At 36.6% G+C, this 21186-nt stretch carries 24 protein-coding genes and 2 tRNA genes; 11 read left to right on the plus strand and 15 right to left on the minus strand.

From position 1 onward, the window contains the following. Positions 1-91 precede the first annotated feature (91 nt). Positions 92-1525 carry a glutamate--tRNA ligase gene (locus J0M37_07005; GenBank protein ID MBN8584831.1) on the minus strand — a complete coding sequence of 478 codons (1434 nt, stop codon included), beginning with the start codon at positions 1523-1525 and terminating at the stop codon, positions 92-94. Between the two features lie 140 nt (positions 1526-1665). On the opposite strand from J0M37_07005, the gene J0M37_07010 reads away from it, so the two are divergent. The 7 genes from J0M37_07010 to J0M37_07040 all read left to right on the plus strand — a co-directional run bounded on the left by J0M37_07010 (position 1666) and on the right by J0M37_07040 (position 7551). Further along, on the plus strand, positions 1666-2121 hold the full coding sequence (locus J0M37_07010; protein MBN8584832.1) for a MerR family transcriptional regulator: 456 nt from the start codon (positions 1666-1668) through the stop codon (positions 2119-2121). Between the two features lie 739 nt (positions 2122-2860). Further along, positions 2861-2934, plus strand: a tRNA-Pro gene (locus J0M37_07015). A gap of 209 nt (positions 2935-3143) precedes the next feature. Further along, positions 3144-3225: transfer RNA gene (locus J0M37_07020), tRNA-Leu, on the plus strand. A 142-nt stretch (positions 3226-3367) separates the two neighbouring features. Further along, on the plus strand, positions 3368-4651 hold the full coding sequence (clpX, locus tag J0M37_07025) for an ATP-dependent Clp protease ATP-binding subunit ClpX (protein MBN8584833.1): 1284 nt from the start codon (positions 3368-3370) through the stop codon (positions 4649-4651). 179 nt (positions 4652-4830) lie between these two features. Next, positions 4831-6426 (plus strand): acyl-CoA carboxylase subunit beta, encoded by a 1596-nt coding sequence (locus J0M37_07030; protein MBN8584834.1) that lies wholly within the window; start codon positions 4831-4833, stop codon positions 6424-6426. 49 nt (positions 6427-6475) lie between these two features. Then, positions 6476-6727 (plus strand): hypothetical protein, encoded by a 252-nt coding sequence (locus J0M37_07035; GenBank protein MBN8584835.1) that lies wholly within the window; start codon positions 6476-6478, stop codon positions 6725-6727. Beyond that, on the plus strand, positions 6724-7551 hold the full coding sequence (locus J0M37_07040) for a trypsin-like peptidase domain-containing protein (GenBank protein MBN8584836.1): 828 nt from the start codon (positions 6724-6726) through the stop codon (positions 7549-7551). Before J0M37_07035 ends, J0M37_07040 begins: the two co-directional genes overlap by 4 nt. 22 nt (positions 7552-7573) lie before the next feature. On the opposite strand, the gene J0M37_07045 is transcribed toward J0M37_07040, so the two are convergent. From J0M37_07045 to J0M37_07110, 14 genes are all read right to left on the minus strand, one after another. Continuing rightward, positions 7574-8134, minus strand: a complete 561-nt coding sequence (locus J0M37_07045; protein MBN8584837.1) for an AAA family ATPase — start codon at positions 8132-8134, stop codon at positions 7574-7576. A 94-nt stretch (positions 8135-8228) separates the two neighbouring features. Continuing rightward, on the minus strand, positions 8229-9275 hold the full coding sequence (locus J0M37_07050) for a hypothetical protein (GenBank protein MBN8584838.1): 1047 nt from the start codon (positions 9273-9275) through the stop codon (positions 8229-8231). A 17-nt stretch (positions 9276-9292) separates the two neighbouring features. Further along, positions 9293-10240, minus strand: coding sequence for a GNAT family N-acetyltransferase (locus J0M37_07055; GenBank protein MBN8584839.1), 948 nt, complete (start codon positions 10238-10240; stop codon positions 9293-9295). Then, positions 10240-10590 carry a GrpB family protein gene (locus J0M37_07060; protein MBN8584840.1) on the minus strand — a complete coding sequence of 117 codons (351 nt, stop codon included), beginning with the start codon at positions 10588-10590 and terminating at the stop codon, positions 10240-10242. The genes J0M37_07055 and J0M37_07060 overlap by 1 nt, the downstream gene beginning before the upstream one ends. A gap of 74 nt (positions 10591-10664) precedes the next feature. Beyond that, positions 10665-11519 (minus strand): VOC family protein, encoded by an 855-nt coding sequence (locus tag J0M37_07065; protein ID MBN8584841.1) that lies wholly within the window; start codon positions 11517-11519, stop codon positions 10665-10667. 53 nt (positions 11520-11572) lie between these two features. Then, positions 11573-11878 (minus strand): hypothetical protein, encoded by a 306-nt coding sequence (locus J0M37_07070; protein ID MBN8584842.1) that lies wholly within the window; start codon positions 11876-11878, stop codon positions 11573-11575. Then, complete coding sequence (locus J0M37_07075; protein ID MBN8584843.1) at positions 11879-12586, minus strand: PIG-L family deacetylase; 708 nt, start codon at positions 12584-12586, stop codon at positions 11879-11881. It lies immediately after the preceding gene. Positions 12587-12597: 11 nt separating this feature from the next. Continuing rightward, the gene (locus J0M37_07080; protein ID MBN8584844.1) at positions 12598-13155 is read right to left on the minus strand and encodes an NAD(P)H-dependent oxidoreductase; all 558 of its coding nucleotides are present in this window, start codon (positions 13153-13155) and stop codon (positions 12598-12600) included. A gap of 4 nt (positions 13156-13159) precedes the next feature. Beyond that, positions 13160-13747 carry a nitroreductase gene (locus tag J0M37_07085; GenBank protein MBN8584845.1) on the minus strand — a complete coding sequence of 196 codons (588 nt, stop codon included), beginning with the start codon at positions 13745-13747 and terminating at the stop codon, positions 13160-13162. A 116-nt stretch (positions 13748-13863) separates the two neighbouring features. Further along, positions 13864-14577 carry a pirin family protein gene (locus tag J0M37_07090; protein ID MBN8584846.1) on the minus strand — a complete coding sequence of 238 codons (714 nt, stop codon included), beginning with the start codon at positions 14575-14577 and terminating at the stop codon, positions 13864-13866. 84 nt (positions 14578-14661) lie between these two features. Next, a complete protein-coding gene (locus J0M37_07095) occupies positions 14662-15189 on the minus strand; it encodes a YceI family protein (GenBank protein ID MBN8584847.1) in 528 nt (175 codons plus the stop codon). Positions 15190-15278: 89 nt separating this feature from the next. Then, entirely contained in the window at positions 15279-15746 is a 468-nt protein-coding gene (locus J0M37_07100) for a MarR family transcriptional regulator (GenBank protein ID MBN8584848.1), read from the minus strand. A gap of 101 nt (positions 15747-15847) precedes the next feature. Beyond that, positions 15848-16405 carry a GNAT family N-acetyltransferase gene (locus J0M37_07105; protein MBN8584849.1) on the minus strand — a complete coding sequence of 186 codons (558 nt, stop codon included), beginning with the start codon at positions 16403-16405 and terminating at the stop codon, positions 15848-15850. A gap of 21 nt (positions 16406-16426) precedes the next feature. Beyond that, positions 16427-17812: a choice-of-anchor B family protein gene (locus J0M37_07110; GenBank protein ID MBN8584850.1), complete on the minus strand. Its 1386-nt coding sequence runs from the start codon at positions 17810-17812 to the stop codon at positions 16427-16429. A gap of 86 nt (positions 17813-17898) precedes the next feature. Here J0M37_07110 and J0M37_07115 point away from each other — a divergent pair, with 86 nt between their 5' ends. The 4 genes from J0M37_07115 (at position 17899) to J0M37_07130 (ending at position 21184) form a co-directional block, all read left to right on the plus strand. Then, positions 17899-18498: a hypothetical protein gene (locus J0M37_07115; GenBank protein ID MBN8584851.1), complete on the plus strand. Its 600-nt coding sequence runs from the start codon at positions 17899-17901 to the stop codon at positions 18496-18498. Between the two features lie 126 nt (positions 18499-18624). Beyond that, positions 18625-19704: a PD40 domain-containing protein gene (locus J0M37_07120; protein MBN8584852.1), complete on the plus strand. Its 1080-nt coding sequence runs from the start codon at positions 18625-18627 to the stop codon at positions 19702-19704. Positions 19705-19770: 66 nt separating this feature from the next. Beyond that, positions 19771-20508 (plus strand): outer membrane beta-barrel protein, encoded by a 738-nt coding sequence (locus tag J0M37_07125; protein ID MBN8584853.1) that lies wholly within the window; start codon positions 19771-19773, stop codon positions 20506-20508. Positions 20509-20557: 49 nt separating this feature from the next. Then, positions 20558-21184 (plus strand): hypothetical protein, encoded by a 627-nt coding sequence (locus J0M37_07130; protein ID MBN8584854.1) that lies wholly within the window; start codon positions 20558-20560, stop codon positions 21182-21184. Positions 21185-21186 lie beyond the last annotated feature (2 nt).

Consider the following 21186-nt stretch of genomic DNA (forward strand, 5'->3'; position numbering starts at 1 on the left):
TCCTTATTTAGGGAGAGGTTTTGTTAATTAAATGTTAACGCTTTGATTGAAGCAAATGTAACTATCCAATAGTAAAAAAACAATATATTTATTAATTTTTTTGCAGAAAATTAAATATTCGCTTTATAACCCCATCTTTTCCCAATACTACCATAACTTCAAATATTCCGGGGCTAACTGTTTTTCCCGTTAGACTTAATCTTAAAATATGTATCAAAGCTGCGGCTTTTACCCCTTTTAATTCAGCAAATTCTCTTAAATTTTGCTCTATTATACCAGATTTCCAATCGCTTATGCTTTCTAATCTTGATGCGAATTCTGTAAATACAGGCTTGATCTCATCTACCCAGTACTTTGAAAGTCCTTTTTCATCATAAACCCCGGGTTCTTTGAAAAAATACCCCGCAAAGTCATAAATATCATTAATTGTATTCAGCCTTTCTTTCATAAGCCTTATTACTGAATTTATATAATTATCTTCAAAATCTTTAAGCTCAATTCCGTTTTCCATGATATATTTTGAGCTCTTTGCAGCTGATAAAAGCTCTCCTTCTGAAGCACTCCTGATATATTCAGAATTTATCCAGTTCAGCTTTTTCATATCAAATACTGATGAGGATTTATTCACTCTTTCAAAAGTGAACATTCTTATCAATTCCTCTTTTGATGCTATTTCAATATTATTTTCCGGACCAAAGCCCAGCAGGGTTAAAAAGTTGAACATTGCTTCCGGTAAATATCCTTTATAATTGTAGTCTTCAACACCAACGGGACTTCTTCTTTTTGAAAGCTTTTTCTTTTCTTCATCCAGTATCATAGGCAGATGTGCAAATTCAGGCACATCCCAGCCCATTGCTTTATACAGTAATATTTGTTTCGGTGTGTTTGAAAGATGATCATCGCCTCTGATTATATGAGTAATATTCATATCATGGTCATCAACCACAACAGCTATCATATAAACAGGTGTGCCGTCTGATCTCAATATTACAAAGTCGTCAATTTCAGAATTATTGAATGTTGTGCTTCCGTGAACAATATCATTGAATTCAGTTTTTCCTTCCGGCACTTTAAACCTGATTGCGTACGGTTTACCTTCGGAAAGATATTTGTTAACTGTATTTTCATCAAGATTTAATGAAGCACGGTTGTACTTAAAAACCGTTTTATTCTTCTGTGCAAGCTTTCTCTGTTCATCAAGTTCTTCGGCTGTTTCAAATGCATAGTATGCTTTTCCGGCTTTCAAAAGCTCGTAAGCAACTTCCTTGTGGCGTTCAATATTCAATGCCTGGTAAACAATAGGCTCATCCGGCATCATTCCAAGCCATTGCATACTTCTTACAATTTGCTCAGAAAGCTCGCTTTTGCTTCTTTCAGGGTCAGTATCTTCAATTCTAAGCAGGAATTTCCCGTTTTTATTCTTTGCGAAAAGCCAGTTAAATATAGCCGTTCTTGCGCCCCCAACATGCAAAAAACCTGTTGGCGAAGGCGCAAATCTTACACGAATTTCATTCATTTTTTTCATAATATAGGCAAATTAAGCATAACTGCTTTCATTTGCTATTGACTAATCTGATTTAATGAAGTATTTTAATAGTTACCTGTTGAAAAGTATCACAAAAATAAGTATTTTTGAATTAAATCATAAGAATTAAATTTATGGCTATGAAAAATTTTTCAATGAAAAAGCTGTATTATTCTATCAGCGAGGTGAGCAGAATATGTGACCTGGAGCAGTACGTACTTAGGTATTGGGAAACAGAATTTGAACAGCTTAAACCTGCCAAAAATTCATCAGGCAACAGGATCTATACAAATAAAGATATTAAAATGATCCTGTTAATTAAAAAGTTACTTAAAGAAGAAAAATATACCATCGAAGGCGCAAAAAAAATTATTAAAAATTATAATATCGGCGATGACGGCACTGAAAAATCCGATATGAATGTTGTTGACGTGCAAAAACAAAAAGCCGGCGAGCTTAGTTTGTTTGATAGCCACCAGGGCTCAACTGAAACAGCAGTGATGGAAGATGGCGAAAACCAGGGCGATAAGATGGTAGAAGATCTGAAAGAACTAAGAAAGTTTCTGGAAGAATTATATAACCAGTTAGATGATTGAATAATTATGCACGAAGCGCCTGCCTGCCAAAACGGAAGTGCAGGCTGGAAGGATCTCGTTAAAGGCTCGGAAAAACTTCCGGGCCTTCTTATTTATAAAGATTCTTTAAATATACATTCCCAAACGGAAGTTTAGGATTGAGAAGATGAAATTTTACCAAAGGGCTATTTCATAAATAATTTGCGAGGAGCTTTAGCGACGAAGCAATCTTAAAAATTTACTAAGTTTCTCAAACAAAAAATTATAATTGTACTATCAAGGCAGCCCCTTTTTTTATGTGGTCTGCTCATTTTTAGGGCTTTAATGATCACAATACTTATCCTTTTAACTTGACAGTGTAAATTGCATATATTATATTTAAGTAATATGCTGATAGCATATTATAAATAAAGACTTCCTTTGCGTAATTTTTCATTGCTTAAAATGCCGCTTTCATTGATGATTTTAACAAATCCGGTATGCAGTTCTGCCAGGCTGTTATTTGAATTATTTTTCAGTCTCATCTGTCTCATTTATATCGTAAAAACACTACCGGTGAGAATTGCTGCAAATTTATACGGGAATCAATGAATTTACATAAAAAAACATATTTGAGTTTATTTTTTGAGACAAATGAGACAAGGTAATAGGATCCTTTATTTGATAAGCATTTCTATTTTAAAAATACCTTTATATACAAATTTTGTAAGTGAAATTGGATAAAAAAAATATTAATTTAGTGTTCTGTTCAGGTTTATTTCGGCGCGTAGCGCAGCCCGGTAGCGCACCACTTTGGGGTAGTGGGGGTCGCTGGTTCAAGTCCAGTCGCGCCGACTTGAGTTTCTTCACTAAATTAATGTTTTTACTGTATTGTGTTCTATGCAACCTTTATTTAACTTTATGCATTAAAACTATGGAGCCCTATTTAATTAACCATATTTAAACTTATTCTTTAGGCTATTACCCTAAGTGTATTATTTTTATAGGGTTCTTGATTTTTAATTCTTTATTGTTTAAGTTTGAATGGTTCTTTTCAATATTAAGCTGGAGTGGCGGAATTGGTATACGCACATGCCTTAGGAGCATGCGCCGTAAGGCTTAGGAGTTCGAGTCTCCTCTCCAGTACAAGTTTTACCGAGAGGGAATTCAGGAAATACGCATCCCGCTAGGGCGGGACGCCGTAAGGCTTAGGAGTCCCTGAGTCTCCTCTTCAGTACAAGTTTTTAAAAACTTAAATTTTCGGGACTAATAAATCATAATCTAAAACATGTCCAATAAAACCAACATCAAAAACATTAACTCACCGGTTTGTTCATTCTGCGGAAGAAGCGCTAATAAAGTAACCAGTATGATCGCAGGACCTTCCAACTACGTTGGAAAAAAGGTCTACATATGCGATATGTGTGTTACTAATGCAATGACAATCATTAAGCAGAGCACAGCGGCAAGTCTAAACAAGAACATGCCGCAAAGACATGAGCTTACCCCTGAAGGAATTAAGAAATTCTTAGACCAGTATGTTGTTGGCCAGGATGCTGCTAAAAAAGTACTTTCAGTAGCTGTATACAATCATTACAAAAGAATTGATTCAAATGAATTCAGCTATGTTGATGATGTTGAAATAGAAAAAAGCAATATTATGCTTATCGGTCCGACAGGGAGCGGTAAGACCTTCCTGGCACAAACACTTGCCAAGCTGCTCGATGTTCCGTTTGCAATAGCAGATGCAACAACATTGACCGAAGCCGGTTATGTTGGCGATGATGTTGAAACAATTCTTGTTCACCTGCTTCAATCTGCAAACTATGATGTTAAAAAGGCTGAACGCGGTATTGTTTATGTAGATGAAATTGATAAGATATCACGTAAATCTGACAGCACCTCTATAACCCGCGATGTATCAGGTGAAGGTGTGCAGCAGGCACTTCTTAAAATTATAGAAGGAACTACAGCTAACGTGCCTCCCAAAGGCGGAAGGAAACATCCTGAACAGCCGCTCATAAGTATAAATACAAAAAATATTCTGTTTATCTGCGGCGGAGCTTTTGACGGGCTTGAAAAAGTAATACAGCAAAGAGTCTCGCAAACATCCATAGGTTTCGGAACCGAAATAATCAGCAAAAAATCAAAAGAATATGATGAGCTTATGGGACAGGTAGAGCCTGATGATCTTATCAGGTTCGGGTTAATTCCTGAATTCATTGGCAGGCTGCCAATAACTGCAGTGCTTAATTCACTCAACGAAGAAGCATTGCTTTCAATTTTAACTGAGCCTAAGAATGCAATTGTTAAGCAGTATAAAAAACTCTTCAGGATGGAAGGTGTGGAACTTGAGTTTGAAGACAGCGCATTAAGGGCAGTTGTAAAAAAAGCTATCACTAAGGGAACAGGGGCACGCGCCCTGCGCTCAATACTCGAAGAAATTATGATCGATATAATGTATAAGCTGCCATCAAAAGAAAATGTTTCCAAGTGTGTAATTACTGATAAAGTGATTGAGAAAAAAGATCAGCCGGTTTATATACAGGAATCAACAACGAAATATGCTTAATAATTGTATGGTAACCAAAGTATCAAAAGGAACGGTAATACCGTTCCTTTTTTGTTAATAGTATCTTATCACTTATATTTTTATCTTTGTAAATTCACGAAAATTACAGGAGAAATACCATCGCTACCATAAAAACCAATATCGCTCAGGACCAGACTTATCACGAACGCGAAGATAATATGAAGAACCTTCTTCGAAAGGTTAATGCCGCAGCAAAGGAAATATCACTTGGCGGCGGGAAAAAAGCAATTGAGAAGCTTCATGGCCAGAAAAAGCTGCACTGCAGGGAACGCGTAGAGTTGCTTATTGATAAAGGTTCATTTTTTATGGAAATAGGTCTGTTCACAGCTTATGGAATGTATAAGGAATACGGCGGTGCACCTTCAAGCGGAACGATATTTGGTATCGGGAAGATACACGGGCGCAATTGTGTTATAGTAGCAAATGATGCTACAGTTAAGGCAGGAGCATGGTTCCCGATTACATGCAAAAAAAATCTGAGAGCCCAGGAAATTGCCATCGAAAACAGGCTGCCGATAATTTATCTGGTTGATTCAGCCGGAGTATTCCTTCCGCTGCAGGAAGATATTTTTCCGGATAAAGAACACTTCGGAAGGATATTCAGAAATAATGCTGTAATGAGCTCTATGGGTATTCCCCAGATAGCCGCTATTATGGGACCCTGTGTTGCAGGTGGAGCTTACCTGCCAATTATGAGTGATGAAGCACTGATAGTTGAAGGTAACGGAAGCGTATTCCTTGCAGGCTCACACCTGGTAAAGGCAGCAATCGGAGAAAATATCGAAAACGAAGCCCTCGGCGGAGCTACCGTTCACACAGAAATTTCAGGCGTTACTGATTATAAAATGAAAAGCGATGAAGAATGCCTTGAAACGATCAGGAACCTGGTAAGCAAATTCGGACACACAGAAAGAGCCGGCTTTGACAGGATTGAACCTAAAGAACCGCTGTACCCGGAAAAGGAAATATACGGCATAATGCCGCAGGATAGGGCAAAGCCTTATGATATGTATGAGCTGATAGCAAGAATAACTGATGGAAGTGAAATTGATGAGTATAAAGCCGGTTATGGCAAGACGATCATTACTGCATACGCCAGAATTAACGGCTGGTCAGTGGGAATAGTAGCAAACCAGCGCAAGATTGAAAAGACAGCAAAAGGTGAAATGCAGGTTGGCGGGGTAATTTATTCAGATAGCGCAGATAAAGGCGCAAGATTCATAATGAACTGTAACCAGAAAAAAATACCGCTGGTATTTTTACAGGATGTAACAGGCTTTATGGTGGGTTCCAGGGCAGAGCATGGCGGCATAATTAAAGACGGCGCTAAGATGGTGAACGCTGTGGCTAATTCCGTTGTACCTAAAATAACACTGATAGTTGGCAACAGCTACGGCGCGGGCAATTACGCAATGTGCGGCAAGGCATATGACCCCAGGTTCATTTTTGCTTACCCAACTGCATCAATTGCAGTGATGGGCGGTGCGCAGGCATCAAGTGTGCTGCTTAATATCAAAGTGGGACAGCTCAAAAAACAGGGAAAAGAGCTTAGTGAAGAAGAACAGAATGCAATGCTTAAGGAAATTAAAGATCATTATGATGAACACGCGGATCCGCTTTACGCTGCTTCGCAGCTTTGGGTTGATGGTATTATTGATCCTGCTGAAACCCGCAAGGTAATTTCAACCTGCCTTGAGTGTGCTGATAATAATCCAAATATGCCTAAGTTTAACCCGGGTGTGCTGCAGGTGTGATGAGAATTCAAATTATAAAAAACCACATTTATTTCAAAATATTAAGATTATGAAACCTGAAATTTATTATAAACTTTTTGATGGTCAACACCATATAGATTATGATCAGTATGGCAAACCAATCGCTATTATAAGAATAGTTAAAGAAGGTAATAGATATAAAGCATACAACATAAAGAATCCTAATTTATTTGAATATTTTGATTCAGCAAAAGAGTTTTTAAGCGCAATAGGTTCTCCTGCCACTAGACCAAATGCATTTGATGATCAAACAGGTGAAGATATTTTTTGGGGTAGATGAAAGAACCATCCAGCATATTCGAAAAGCTTTTTTTCACAACAGTAAGAATTGCAACCTTAAACAAAAATACATATAAAAGAGAAGTTGGAACAGGATTCTTTATTCGCAAACAACTTAAAGATGATTTATCGTTAGTTTATTTGGTTACTGCTAAGCATGTCATTGATGATATGAGTGATTGCGTAATTTTTATGCATGCTACCAAAGAAGGTAAATTAGATTTAGGGAATCCAATGAGAATCGAATTAGATAAATTTGGAAATGATTGGATTAAACATGAGAGATTTGATGTTGCAATTTTAAGTATAGGTCCAATCCTTAATGAATTAAAAGAAAAGAATACTGAACCTTTCTTGTTATTTATTGATTTGGACTATTCTCCGGTACAAGAAGAAATCGATGAATATATAGATGGGGTCGAAGATGTTTATTTTATTGGATACCCAGATGATAAGTATGACAAGGTAAACATGATACCAATTATGCGAAAGGGAATTACGGCAACACCATACAATATTAACTATAATGGAGAATCAAAATTTGTAATAGATGCTTCAATTTATGAAGGTACAAGCGGGAGTCCTATATTGATATGTAACCCTGATAATTTTTCATTGAAGGGCAAAGGTTTACATGCTGGCACCAGATTATTTTTTCTTGGATTGATAAGTAGAGCTTATAGGAGAATGGAAGACGAAGAATATATTAATCTGGGTATTTGTTGCAAATCATCAATCATTTATGAATTAATTGAACAACATGCTAAAAAGCATAATTTTGAATTAGAGCCTCGCAGGAAGATATGTATTCCAGGGTTATCTTGATTTAAAATATTGTTCCCTTATCTTACTTCAAATAATCAACAATTTTCCCTACGTTAACATCAACATCATTGAATGAACTGAGAACAAGGTTGAACCTGTATTTTTTTGAATCAAGCTCCTTAGCCGTTACTTCCATTTTCTGCCAGTTCTTTGCTGAATTCGATTTCTGCGCTTTATCGCGCTCCTTTATATTCTTAAGCCTCAGGTCTTCCGGTCCTGATACCCTGAAAATGTAATTGCTTTTTGGATAGGGCAGTATAGTATCAATAATCATATACCTGCAAATCCTGAAAGGTTTGCCGCCGGTTTTATCAACCCTGATCAATTTATTAAAATCAAAATTCGGGCTCTCAGCCTGTATTCCGATAGGTGTATCAATAACCTGTTTGATCATTTCCCAATCATACTTAAAAGGAGTGTTCATATACTCCTCATATGGTTCATTGTTGTATGATTTAAGATAGTAGTCACCGGGAATTCTTGCAGCCATTGTATCGCCCAGTTCACGCGCGAGCTTTTTTGCAAGAGTTGATTTACCGGCGCCCGCAGCGCCGCATATACTTATAACTATTTTATCGTTCATTTATATATTGTGTCATGCTGAACTTGTTTCAGCATATTGCTTTTATTTTATTGTGAACCCTGAAACAAGTTCAGAGTGAAAATGATCAAATTTTCTATTTACTTAATTTATATTCGCTTACAAATACGGGCTGGGCAATTGCTTCTTTGTAAAATCTGAGTGCATCTGGGGATGAATCTATCTGAATTGCAGACATTGTGCCATCATGATTTATCCATGTGGAGTGCCACCAGCCGATTGCTTTGATTCGGCTGAATTCAGGCTGCTGTACAGTATAAAGAGCACTTTGAATCCAAAGTGCTTTGTTAACATTTGGAAGGTAATCTGCTACACCGAACTCCAGAATCGCGATCGGCTTATCACCTGTCAGATTCAAGAGCTGGTCATATCCGGGTTTCATAATATCCATAAATCTTTGGTAACTTTCGCCCCATCTTTGAGCGCCATATGCGCTGATACCTATCCAGTCAATGTAATTGTCACCCGGATAATAATTTTTAATATTATTCCACTCTTCATCAGGCGCGCCTACAGAATTTACATGGAAGATCCAGGTAACTTTTGTAGCGCCTTCATCATTAAATATATCTATAATATACCTGTAAGCATCCCTGTACAGCTCTGGTCCATCAGCAAGATTTTTATCACCATATCCTGTTTTATTGCCGCCGCCATTTTGTATGCCGCTCCATGGAAACCAGTCACCGTTTGGTTCACCTGCAAATCCTATCAATACAGGTATATCGGTTTTTTTAAGATCTGCTGCCCATTTTCTGAGTTCTTTTTCAAATTTTCCGTCAACAATCTTTTTCAGTGAGTACGTTTTATCAAGCTTATCATATTTGCTCCATGGCAGCATCCTGATAGAAGGTATTGCACCGCTTTTCCAGATATTTTTTACTGATTCCCCGGGGAATTTTATTCCCTCAAACCAGTCGCTTTGAAAATTGAGCCAGACAATTTTTTTGCCTGTTAGATTTTCGAAATACGGTACTTCATTTTCTGATACATTGTTTGATGATGAATAAATAGTTGAAAAGGCTGTATGATATATTCCCTCATCAGGTGGAAGCAGCTTAACTTCTTTTGACTGGCAAAAAATATTAAGTACTGAAAAAACAAGAATTATAATGATTTTCAATAGATTAAATTAATTTTTTAAGGCTTGTTTATTTTAACATAGTTCGGCCTGTTATACATTAAACGGAATCCGCACCTCAAGATGTTCCAGTATGATGGATTTGGATTTTCTTCTGAATCTTCGCCTGTATCAACAAAGATCCATTTAGCTCCGCGATCTCTTGCTGCATCGATCCTGAGCTTTAATAACTCACCCTGTATACCGCGTCTGCGATATTCAGGCAGTACATTTGCAAACGAAAGATAAGCGGTTTCTCCGGTGATGCAAACGCCGGCAGAACCAGCGGGCTTATCATTTTCAAAAGCCATAAAATTTACCCATCGGTCAGTGCCTACAGTTGAAGCAATTACATCATCAAATTCATGCGGAAAGTCAAATACTGTATTCAGCATAAAAGCAAAATCCTTTGCTTTTTCTTTTGTTACTTCGCGTATTTCAAGATCACAACCAGCTGATTTAACAGGTGAAGTATCTTTATAAAATGTTATCAAGGAGTTTGCATATTCGTAATTTCCTGACTTCAGCATTTCTTTTTTATTATCGTCAAGCAGTCCGGGCGGGATCTGCAATGCGAACTTACCTGTTTTACCTGAATAAAATTTTTCAGCTGAATCAAGCAATGCTTTATCGAGGTTAAAAATTCCTAGGGTCCTGTTCAATGAAAAGCCCGGAAAAATATCAGACCTTATGGAAGTAAGATCACCGCTGCGCTGCATTTTAAAGCCTGCTCGCCTAAAGGCATCTTCTCCTGCGAATTTGTGCATCAGGTATGTTGCTTCTGATTCTGTTTTTTCGAACTTATCACCAAAGAATTTTAGGGCATCAGATTTCAATTTTAGGCAGAGCTCATCTTTTGCATGATTATAGCCTGCAGGGTCATCAAAATCTATTTCAGCAAGCTTCAGCTTAAGTGCTTCATATTCCCGTGCGGCAGTTTGATTAACTGTAATATAATCCCTGAACATCAGGTCAATATTCCTGAAATAATGCCCTGCATTTGTAGCGTGAATGTGGAAAGAACGCTTGCCATCAATAAATTTTCTAAATACCTTCGGAAGGGAAGAATATCTTCAAAATCTTTATAATACTCATAGCCAAGTTCAGTAAGAGGCTCAATGAGGCTGTGAGCGTCTTCCAGCGACCTTGTACCAATGTAAATATCAATAACAGGTTTTGCTGCCAGACCCTCAACTGAAGTACTGCCGGCGTGCTCTATTATAAATATTTTGTTACCGCATTTTTCTTTGATAGCAAGGGCTTCTTTTAAATACTTTTCCTTCCAGGCCGGGTCATATGGAACAACTTCCGTTTTCATTATTTAAAGCTGCTTTTAAATGAATGGTTAGCTGTAAGATACTATTTGTTGTTGAGTATAAAAATCCATTTATACTAAATTGCCAAAATTATTTTATTCCCGTCAAAATCTTTAACTTCTGCAGATTTACCGTCAAAGGAAGCAGAATGCAGACCTGCTTCTTTGGCTCTGTTTGTAATTAAGTTAATACAATCAGGATCGGGGATCGTTATTGTGAAGCTTAACAATCCAACGGAATTGGAAGGCGCAGGTGATCCATTCCGGGACGACCACACATTTGTTCCAATATGATGATGATATCCGCCTGCTGAAAAGAACATTGCTCCGTTATATGCAGAATTTGTAACATTCATTCCCAAAATAAAACTGTAAAAATTCTGAGCCTTTTTAAGATCACTTACATTGAGATGTATATGACCTATTTCTGTATCAGGGTGAATACCATTCCATACGTTTCTGTCATTAAGTTCATCTGTAATTGTATTCAGATTCAAAGGCAGTGTTGCCATTTCAACCTGCCCCATATTGTAAGGCCAGTCTTCACGGGGTCTGTCTGCATAAAGTTCTATACCATTTTCATCGGGGTCTTGCAGGTATATTGCTTCGCTAACCAGGTGATCTGAAAATCCCTGGAATTTGATCCTGTTATTGAACAGTCTTAAAAAAACCCGGGCAAGCTCTTTCCTGTTGGGCAGTTTTATTGCAATATGAAACAACCCTGTTGTTCCTTTAGGTTTGTAAACTGCATTTTTATCTTCTCTCAGAAGTAACTGGTACGGCATTTTCCCGGTGGCAGAAAGCTGAACAGAATTTTGATCCTGAGAGATCACTTTAAATCCCATCAGCTCAGAATAAAAATGTAATGAAGCTGTGAGGTCTTTTACCTTCAGCTCTGCGCTTTGAATTTTTGTATTATCAGGTATTTTCATGATTTATACTGGAAACATTTCAGCACTACCCTGAAATGTTTCCTGCATTAGAATTAGTTAAGTGAAAAATCAGGTATTTTAAAATTAATACTGTTATGAAATGTTAATTTATGGATCCTGTAATTAATATACGGAGCTATAGGAAATGAGTTCAGCAGATTCTGAACTTTTTCTTCCGATTCAGCAATTACATTTACCCAAAGCTTACCGCTTTCAATAGATAGTGCGTATGAAGAAATTATTCCTTCATTCATTAATTTGTTAACCTGCGCACGCTGCCGGGGTACCAGTGAAAGAAATTCATCATTAAACGGTACAGGCAGATCTATATCTGCAAGAAATTCATACATTATGATCATTTATTTTATTCCTTCAAAAATATCTTTCAGTTTATGTTCAAAAGTTTCACCGAAAATTTCAAAAACTACTTTATTTGTAATGTGCTGCTGTATATTTGTTGCTTTAATTGTTTCCTGAAAAGTAACGTAACAATCCAGCGCTTTTAGAGAGTTATCAATATCAACCTGTTCAACTTCTACTATGCAGTCAATTTCTTCGGGTTTTGAACCGCTGATCTTAAAATGTGTTTGTTTAGCAGCCTCTTCTTCAGTAATTGTAAAAAGCGCAAGTCTTTTGGGATATCCCAGTTTTTCTTTCATTTCTACAAATACCCGTTTTACAATACTGTGTATTATCAGGTGGTCATGGAAACCGCTGATGCCATGTACAGCATAGGTTACTATAACATCAGGTTTTAATCTATCTATCTCATCGAAAACAACTTTTTCAATATCCCGCGGGTCCATTTTTTTCAAACCGCTATCAGGCAGGTCTAGAACATTCATCCCGCTTAAGTTCAGGACTTTTTCTACTTCGAGCATTTCCTTATATCTGACCTCTCCCATTTCTTCAACAGAGTATCCGTATTTATGTCTTTGCCTGGTTGCTCCGCCTTTGGTCAAAGTTAACAGGTAAACTTCATGCCCATCCCTGCGCTGCTTGGACATTGCATGAGCTGGACCGAAAGATTCATCATCAGGATGGGGGAATATATAGAGTATCTTCATTATTTTAAATTTTATTTTTTAAAAATTTTTATCCAGTTTTCAAACGCTGAAATAAATCTTATAAGGTGCTGTTTAAGTGCGTCATCTATAAGTAAACCGTTCTCATCAAATTTTTCCTGAATTTTTGTTACAAGTACTTCAGGCTTTTTAAGATCAAGCATATTTGAATGAGCAAAGATCTGCCGTAAATGTCCCTGTGCCCTTATAGTTCCGCTTATGCCGCCTGAACCTCCCATCATTGCCACAGGTTTCAGGTGCAGCGGTGTATCTATCGGAGTTCTGGAAGCCCAGTCTAATACATTTTTTAATACACCCGGTATTGAATAGTTATATTCGGGTGTTGCTATCAGGAGTCCGTCTGAAGATCTTATTTTTTCTTTCAGTTCTTCAATCAGGGGTGGAACACCGGATTTTTCCAGATCTGTGTTGTACATTGGGATGCCGCTTATATCAAACTCTTCAATATTCATTTGTTCCACGGCTATTTCTTTGGCAGCTCTCAGCAGCATCCTGTTGTAAGAGCCTTTTCTTAAGCTGCCGGCTATTCCAACTATATTTAATTTTTCCAATCAGTTATCCTTTTTCCCATTTTATTTTTTCAGTCAGAGGAATTGTACGTTTACCTTCGTATTGATTTTCAGAGTAACCCAGGTAAACCAAAGCTATCACTTTATCTTCCTCATCAAGTCCAAGATATTCTTTCATTAATTCAGTATGTGTCATCCCGCCTGTTGACCAGAAATTTGCAATGCCTAATGAGGTAGCGCCAAGCAGAATATTCTGCACAGCTGCAGAAGCTGCTGAAATTTCCTCAATTTCAGGCAGGCGTTTTTGTTCATCACGCTTCATGACACAAACAATCAAATGAGAAAGATTATTACCGTTTCCGAGTATCTTTTCATATTTATCTTTATTGAAATTACTTTCATCTGTACTTTTCCTGTAAAGTTCAGCATGATCGGAAACAAATTTCCGGGCCTGCGTTCCTGCGAAAACATAAAATCTCCACGGTTCAGTATGTTTATGAGTAGGTGCCCAATCAGCAAGTTCAAGAAGCTGCATTACATGTGCATCAGGAATAATTTTCCCGTTCATTTTTGAAGGTTTTACAGTCCTTCTTTTCTTAATTATCTCTGATAAAACATCAAAATCTGATTTCATATAATTATTAATTTTCATTGCAAAATATTATGCAATATGAACTTAAACTCTTAAAACCTCAAGTGAATGAACGGGAATATTTCAAAATATCATTATTTTACGCTAATAATATTAAATTATATCTTCATTGGTACTTCAATTATTAGCAGGCTTGATTCTTCATTAGCAGAAATTTGGAAACTATCAGTATCTTCAATTCCAAGCCCGTCGCGCTTATTAAGATCAATTCCGCCTGCATTAACAGAGCCTTCGATTACGAATAAATAAATACCATTACCGCGTTGATTGACATCATATTTGAGATTTTTTCCTTTATCAAGATCAGTAAGTGAAAAATATGAATCCTGATTGATCCAAAGACTTCCGTAATTTTTATCCGGTGATACAACGACCTGAAGTTTGTTCTTCCTGTCATCGGCATTATAAGTCTTTTGGTCATATCTTGGTTCGATATCACGCTCTTTAGGAAAGACCCAGATTTGCAGAAAGTTCACATCTTCTTTTTTTGAAGCGTTATATTCACTGTGATAAAGGCCGGAGCCTGCTGACATTATCTGAACATCACCTGTTTTTATTACCTGTTCGGTGCCTGTTGAATCTTTGTGTGCAAGCGATCCTTTTAACGGAATTGAAACTATTTCCATGTTATCATGCGGATGCGTGCCGAATCCTTCACCGGGCTGCACAATATCATCATTCAGCACCCGCAGCAGCCCGAACCTTACCCTTTCAGGGTTATGATAAGATGCGAAGCTGAATGTATGATGTGAATTTAACCAACCATGATCAGCTTTACCTCTTGTATCTGATTTATGCAGAGTAGTTTTCATAATATTTTCCTTTCGTTTTCATTTTGTTTGAATTTAAACCAATAACCGCAGAATCCTGTTCCATATTAACAATATACTTTTTTTCTAGATAACTTCTTTCATTTCCGCAAATATCTCAAGCTTAACATCCTGTCCCACTACTATACCGCCTGCTTCGGTCATAACATTCCATTGCAGCCCGAAATCAAACCTGTTCAGCTTTCCTGTAATTTCAAACCCTGCGACCTGCAGATTATCGAAGCCTCGGGCTATTCCATTGTATTCAGTATTAAGTACAACTTCTTTTGTAATACCTTTTATTGTGATATCGCCAGTAAGTTCAAATTTTCCATCTGATATTTTTGTAAATTTTTTCGATTTAAAAGTAAGCTCAGGAAATTTTTCTGCATCAAAAAAATCAGCTGATTTTAAATGCGTATCTCTTTGTTCGTTCTTTGTATCAATTGAATCAATATCAGCTGAAAATGTAATTTTAGCATTTTCAAATGAATCATTTTCTGTTTCAATTTCAGCATCAAATTTATTGAACTGTCCTGTTACGGTTGAAACAACCAAATGTTTAACCTTGAATTTTATTTCTGAATGCGCAGGATCAATTTTCCATTTTTTCATTTTTTTACCCTCCAGGTATATTAATTATTTGTTATTAAAAAATCTCTGTTTCAACAATATTTGTTTAAACACATATATATATAAATTTTTTACATCTTTTTTTCATATAATTTTTCGAGTAATGCTGAAAGCTGCAGGCATTCTTCTTCAGAAAGCTCTTTTGTGCTTTCAAGATGCTCTTTAGTAAGATAAGGATTTATCTTATCCAAAAGTTCTATTCCTTTTTTTGTTATTTTTGTTATTGACATTCTTCTGTCTTCGCTGGTTCTATCGCGCTGGACAAGTTCCTGCTTTTCCAGCCGGTCAATTATCCTTGTAATATCAGAAGCTCTTTCAACCATTCTTGTAGCAATTTCACACCTGGCATGTCCTTCAGGATAAACACCTTTTAAGATCCTGAGTACATTATATTGTGCACCGGTAATATTAAATGACTCCATGAGCTTATTAAAACCGGTATCCAGTAAAGAAACTGCTACCCTCAAATTCAGATCAACTTCTTCTCTTGGTTCTAGGTTCTTAGATAATTTAAGCCATTTTTTTAAAGCTTCACCCATATTTCAATAAATTGTGTGCAATTACATTGTTTGTTACAACAAATATAATACAAAACATTATGTGTGTCAACACATAAATTCATAAACATATGTAAATACAATCAATACTTCTTTGTGAATTTATACATAAGGATACTATCAACGTTTCTCCCATTAATAATCATATCAGAAGGACATCTTCCTTCCTGTTTGAAACCAAGTTTTTTGTAAAGCGTTATAGCATTTTTATTAGTTGAAAATACTGCCAGAGAAAGCTTTTTATTTAATGAATTATTTTCACCCCAGCTTATCAATGATTGGATCAATAATTTACCAATTCCGGCTCCGCGCCATTTCTTTTTCAGAAATACAGAGAATAATCCGGTATGACTCGTTCTTCTGGTATCCCAGTTATCAAAAGAAATAAAGCCGGCAATTTCTTTTTTGAATTCGGCAACAATGTAAATTTTTCCTTCAGCTTTTTTAAACCTTAAAATCCGGCGTGCTTCACTTTTTGCTGTAGATTTATATTCATCGGGTTCATATAAAGTAAACGGACCTTCTTTAATAACGCTTTTCATCAGTTTTACCAACTGCGCTGAATCTTTTGCAAGAGCAGTTCTTATCAAAACTGTTTTACCATTCTTCAGTTTAAATTCTTTTTGAGATATTGAGCTCATTTTAATATTGTATAGAAAGAATTATTTTAGCAAGATCATTTTTGATGATTCATTAAAAACTTTTGTAACACCTTCTTTATAAACTGCAACAAGGTTATAAAAATAAACACCGCTTGCAAAACGGCTGCCATCAAAATTTATTTGCCTGTTGCCGCTTTGTACATTGCCGTCAATTAAAGTCGCACACAACCTTCCGGCTGCGTCATAAATTTTTAATGTAACGTAGCTATCGAACTTAAGAGAATAGCTGATCTTTGTAACTGGGTTGAAAGGATTCGGAAAATTCTGACCTAGTGCAAACCTTTCAGCGATAGCCGGATTTTTTTCTTTTAACGGGAAATTTGTCCTGAATACGTATAAACCGGTGTTCCTGTCTGAGGCTATGATCTTTTCTGAGTTGAATATATAAGGTCCCCAGCATCCTTCAAACGTAAAATTATCATTTTCAGGAAATGTATCATAAAATGCTGCTTCAACCGGTCCGAAAGGATTACTGACATCAATTACTCTTAAGCCTGCTGTATAGTGTCCTGCAAAAAGATATCTTCCGAATAGTTCAACATTATGTATTATTGATGTAGTTATTCCCGGGGGCTGCCACTCCGCAATTTTAATTACATTATTCAGATTTGATATATCCCAGATTTTTAACAGCCTGGGATTTCCGCCGATCTCATCAGTTACAAAAGCATATTTCCTGTTTTCTGAAATTGCAATGTTATGCGGTCCCGGGCTTGGTACATTTTCCCAGTAACCTATGGTTACCAGGTTATCTTTATTTCTGGCATCTATGACTGATATTCTGCCCGGGGGGTAATATATATTACATGCAAAGATCGTATCATTAACAACCCGTGAATCATGCACAACATATTCTTCCCATTCACCCCGCTTAACCGGGTTTATAGGATCTATACTCAGGTCCAGTACGAACATTCCGCCGATATTATAATCTCCCCCGTGAATGTACAAATATGGCCCGCTTTGGGAAATTGTATGTCCCATAGTGAAATCGCCAACATAGTAAGTGTTCACTAAACGAACGGAATCAGGGAGATATTGCAGGTCAATTATCTGCAGTCCGCTTGCAATACCATCTGCAACAACGTAGGCATAATGGCTGAAAACTTTCATTTCCCTGCAGCATGAAGCTGAATTCAATCCAGGCAGATAAGCGGCTTCATAAATATTATTTGTATCTGTGATATCAATGAATGCAGTGCCTTTGGCACATCCTAAAATTGCATACTCTCTGCCATCTGGCGCTGTATAGCCCCAGCAAGCGGAGTATTCACCATCAGCCCTGTGGTCATTTAAATTTGCCAGCTTACGCATATTTGAAGAGGTTTGTGCAGTTAAAGGGAGCTGCAAAAGGGCTGTAAGTATAATAATTGAAATTTTAAGCAATATACCGTGTTATCAATTTTTAAGTTATGTTTTTATGAAAAACTAAGTATTATATTTAACCATAAACTAAAATATCTCCGGTAGATATGAAATATAATCTTGTTTTCCTGATAATAATTTCATTTAATTTAACACAAAATTACTCTCAATTAAAGGATAGTAATAATCTTGATACTGCTCTAAATAAAAACGAATACCTTTATGTTAAATGCGGCAATCACATTTTAGGACCAGTTGTTGGATATTCCCTCAAATCAAAAGTACCGGTTTATGTGCTGAACTATGAATATGCATTTTCGCAAAATGATAAAGGTATTTTCACAGGAGGTATAATCGGGAAATACAGTACCAATAAAGAAGAGGGGATGAATAATTCGGCTGAATTGAAAACACAGATTTTTTCTTTTGGATTGCAGGGCAATTTCAATTTAAACCGGCTTGATGCTAAAAGAATCATTCCTTTTGCCGGAATAATTATTGGATACAGTTATTCCAAAACGCAGTACAGTTTTGATTCAGGTATAGAAAACCCGTTATTTCCTGATACTAAAAAGAATTCACTCTATATCCATGGGCAAGCCGGTATTAGAATTTTTTTTTCACGCAATGCAGCTTTAAATATCAGGATCGGTACGGGAAGTATTGATAAGAGCTTAGTTGAAGCAGGTTTAGATTTCAAATTTTAAAAAAAATGAAATTTTATATTAAACTATTGGTACTTTAAGGAAAAATATCTGTAATATTAATCGTAACTTTCGAATAAATTAGTTTGTTAATTAAGTATGAGGCAAATTAAACAATTAATATCAAAAATGAACAATTATATAAAGTTTTCATTATGTGTAGTAGCAGTTTTCATGTTTGCATTTTTAATTTACGGATGTGGTAATGATGGTAATACTATCATTACTCCGGGCGCTCCGGCTTCTGATCTGACCCGAACAGGTAAATTTATTTCATTTACTTCAAATTTTAACGGGAATTATGATGTATTCCTGGCACAGGTAAATTCTTCGGGAAGGCTTGAATCAAGCGGTCTGGTTTACCAGACAAATCCGTTTAACCTTACACTGTCAAATACATCAGATGACAGGCAGTCAAACTGGTCACCGGACGGAAGGGTACTTGTATTTTCAAGAACTGACGGAAACCAGCAGGAAGTTTATGCATTCTTTTTCAATGCTGATGGAAGCATAGACAGCACGATTGCGCAAAATCCAAAAAAACTATTCTCATCAAACGGAAACTGGGATAATAATCCATCATTTTCGCCGGACGGTAAATATTTGATCTGGGACAGAAGAGAAGATAATGCATCACCTTCAGGAGTAGATACAGCAGATTCAAGAGATCTTTATTTTGGAGATGTTACAGGAACCGGTAACAGCTTCCAGGTTTCAAATCCAAGAGCTATTGTTGTGACCGGCAGTGATGAATATAATCCTAAATGGTCACCGCGAATTTCTGTAAGAAGGGTTGCGTATGAATACCAGTCATCCGCAACATCATCAGATCATGATGTTTATGTTATTGATCCTCTTGACCCGGTAAATAACGTAAATTTTTATAATCCAAATAATTCGGGATACCCTGCATGGGCTCCTGCATGTGACAGGATAATTTTTGAATCAGATAAAAATCCCGGTAATTACTGGTCTATTGTTTCGCTCAGCTACCCGGCATCAGGGTCACCGGGTGATATAGTAAATGAATCAGGAGTAAATTCCAGGTACCCAACATGGCTGCCAAATGGAGGGCTGCTGGCCTATATAAAATTTACAGGTAATAACGGTAATATATATATAGTTTCTTCTGCTGGCGGCACACCGGTAAAATTGCTTGAATCTTTACCTCAGTTTGATGCTGTTAATAATTTGTGGCCTGCATGGTAACTAAATCAAAAATTGCTATTTTCGGGGAATTTTCAGAATTTCATAAATTTAATTTTTTTATATAATATGAAAATAATTATTATTTTATCAGCTCTCATAACATTTTCTATTTTTAATTCTGTACAATCACAAATAAGCATAGAGCTTGGTCCGCAGCTTGGTTTAACATCTCCAACAATGGATTACAGCGGTGATGCAAAGGATTTTTATACCGGAACAAAATATGGCTTAAGATCAGGGCTGCATTACGGAGTAATGGGAAAAGTTCAGCTGGGTCCCTTAAACGGCAGACTTTCATTAAGCTATTCATCACTTGATAATAACGGGCCAACGGGTGAGCCGAACAGTACAGTTGAAATAAAAAATAACCTGTTTATGTTCACACTTGGAACTGAGTTTGGCTTCGGCATTCCAATGAGTCCGGTGAAGCCATATGCGGGAATTGATATTTTATTTACAACAATCAGCGGCTCGTTTAATTTTTCAGGGTCAACACCTAATGGCTTAAGCGGGGGAACAAAAAATATTGAATCTGCATCGAGAACTGGATTAGGGTTTTCGATCGGTTCGGAGATCGGTTTTGGAAGGCAGTTTACACTTGATCTCAGCTTAAGATATAACCTCATAAATTTATTCGGTAAAGAATATACACCTTCTGCCAATAACAGCAAAACAGATGTTTATGCTTTTTTAAATGATGCTAAAGATCCGAATTTTAATGCTAATGACCCGAAACATCCAATAGCTAATGACAGATCAATAACAACTATACAAATAAACGCTGCACTGCTTTTCGGATTTTAAATAATTTTTGGTATATTAGTATATTCACAAAACTAAAAATACAATTTAAATGAAAAAACTTTACAAACCGGTTTTATCATTAATACTTGTTTCTTTTGCAGTTATAAACTTCGGCTGTTCGGGAGTAATGGACGCTATTACAAATGTACAGCGTCTGCAGTTCAAGCTGGATAAAGTAACAGGGATGAAGGTTGCCAATGTTTCACTTTCAAATTTCAGTTCAATATCAAATATCGGGGTAATAGATGCAGCGAACCTGCTTGCAGCTTTTACATCTGGAAAGCTTCCTGTTGAATTTACACTAAATGTGCTTGCAAAAAATCCAAATGACGGAACAGGCGGAACGAAGCAGTCAAGTGCAGTCATTGAAAACTTAGCATGGCGGTTATTTATTGACAGCAAGGAGACCATTAACGGGAATGTTGGTAATATTTCTGTTCCAGGTGTAGGCCAGTCAACAAATATTCCTATATTAATGTCATTTGACCTTTTAAAATTCTTTTCAAACGGACAGTATAATGACCTGATAAATCTTGCGCTGGCATTAGGCGGAAAGAGCGGTTCATCATCAAGAATTACACTTAAAGTAAAACCCACAGTAAGTACTATACTCGGTCCAATCACTTATCCGGGAGAATTTGATGTTGTTGACAGGGAATTCCGCGGCGGAAATTAATC

This window comes from Ignavibacteria bacterium (assembly GCA_017303675.1).
In the GTDB taxonomy this organism is placed as follows: domain Bacteria; phylum Bacteroidota; class Ignavibacteria; order Tepidaquicellales; family OLB5; genus OLB5.

Coding starts and splice junctions, on each gene's coding strand:
- J0M37_07005 (MBN8584831.1), bottom strand. CDS start 1,525: ATGAAAAAAATGAATGAAATTCGTGTAAGATTTGCGCCTTCGCCAACA.
- J0M37_07010 (MBN8584832.1), top strand. CDS start 1,666: ATGAAAAATTTTTCAATGAAAAAGCTGTATTATTCTATCAGCGAGGTG.
- clpX (MBN8584833.1), top strand. CDS start 3,368: ATGTCCAATAAAACCAACATCAAAAACATTAACTCACCGGTTTGTTCA.
- J0M37_07030 (MBN8584834.1), top strand. CDS start 4,831: ATGAAGAACCTTCTTCGAAAGGTTAATGCCGCAGCAAAGGAAATATCA.
- J0M37_07035 (MBN8584835.1), top strand. CDS start 6,476: ATGAAACCTGAAATTTATTATAAACTTTTTGATGGTCAACACCATATA.
- J0M37_07040 (MBN8584836.1), top strand. CDS start 6,724: ATGAAAGAACCATCCAGCATATTCGAAAAGCTTTTTTTCACAACAGTA.
- J0M37_07045 (MBN8584837.1), bottom strand. CDS start 8,134: ATGAACGATAAAATAGTTATAAGTATATGCGGCGCTGCGGGCGCCGGT.
- J0M37_07055 (MBN8584839.1), bottom strand. CDS start 10,240: ATGTTCAGGGATTATATTACAGTTAATCAAACTGCCGCACGGGAATAT.
- J0M37_07060 (MBN8584840.1), bottom strand. CDS start 10,590: ATGAAAACGGAAGTTGTTCCATATGACCCGGCCTGGAAGGAAAAGTAT.
- J0M37_07065 (MBN8584841.1), bottom strand. CDS start 11,519: ATGAAAATACCTGATAATACAAAAATTCAAAGCGCAGAGCTGAAGGTA.
- J0M37_07070 (MBN8584842.1), bottom strand. CDS start 11,878: ATGATCATAATGTATGAATTTCTTGCAGATATAGATCTGCCTGTACCG.
- J0M37_07075 (MBN8584843.1), bottom strand. CDS start 12,586: ATGAAGATACTCTATATATTCCCCCATCCTGATGATGAATCTTTCGGT.
- J0M37_07085 (MBN8584845.1), bottom strand. CDS start 13,747: ATGAAATCAGATTTTGATGTTTTATCAGAGATAATTAAGAAAAGAAGG.
- J0M37_07090 (MBN8584846.1), bottom strand. CDS start 14,577: ATGAAAACTACTCTGCATAAATCAGATACAAGAGGTAAAGCTGATCAT.
- J0M37_07095 (MBN8584847.1), bottom strand. CDS start 15,189: ATGAAAAAATGGAAAATTGATCCTGCGCATTCAGAAATAAAATTCAAG.
- J0M37_07100 (MBN8584848.1), bottom strand. CDS start 15,746: ATGGGTGAAGCTTTAAAAAAATGGCTTAAATTATCTAAGAACCTAGAA.
- J0M37_07105 (MBN8584849.1), bottom strand. CDS start 16,405: ATGAGCTCAATATCTCAAAAAGAATTTAAACTGAAGAATGGTAAAACA.
- J0M37_07115 (MBN8584851.1), top strand. CDS start 17,899: ATGAAATATAATCTTGTTTTCCTGATAATAATTTCATTTAATTTAACA.
- J0M37_07120 (MBN8584852.1), top strand. CDS start 18,625: ATGAACAATTATATAAAGTTTTCATTATGTGTAGTAGCAGTTTTCATG.
- J0M37_07125 (MBN8584853.1), top strand. CDS start 19,771: ATGAAAATAATTATTATTTTATCAGCTCTCATAACATTTTCTATTTTT.
- J0M37_07130 (MBN8584854.1), top strand. CDS start 20,558: ATGAAAAAACTTTACAAACCGGTTTTATCATTAATACTTGTTTCTTTT.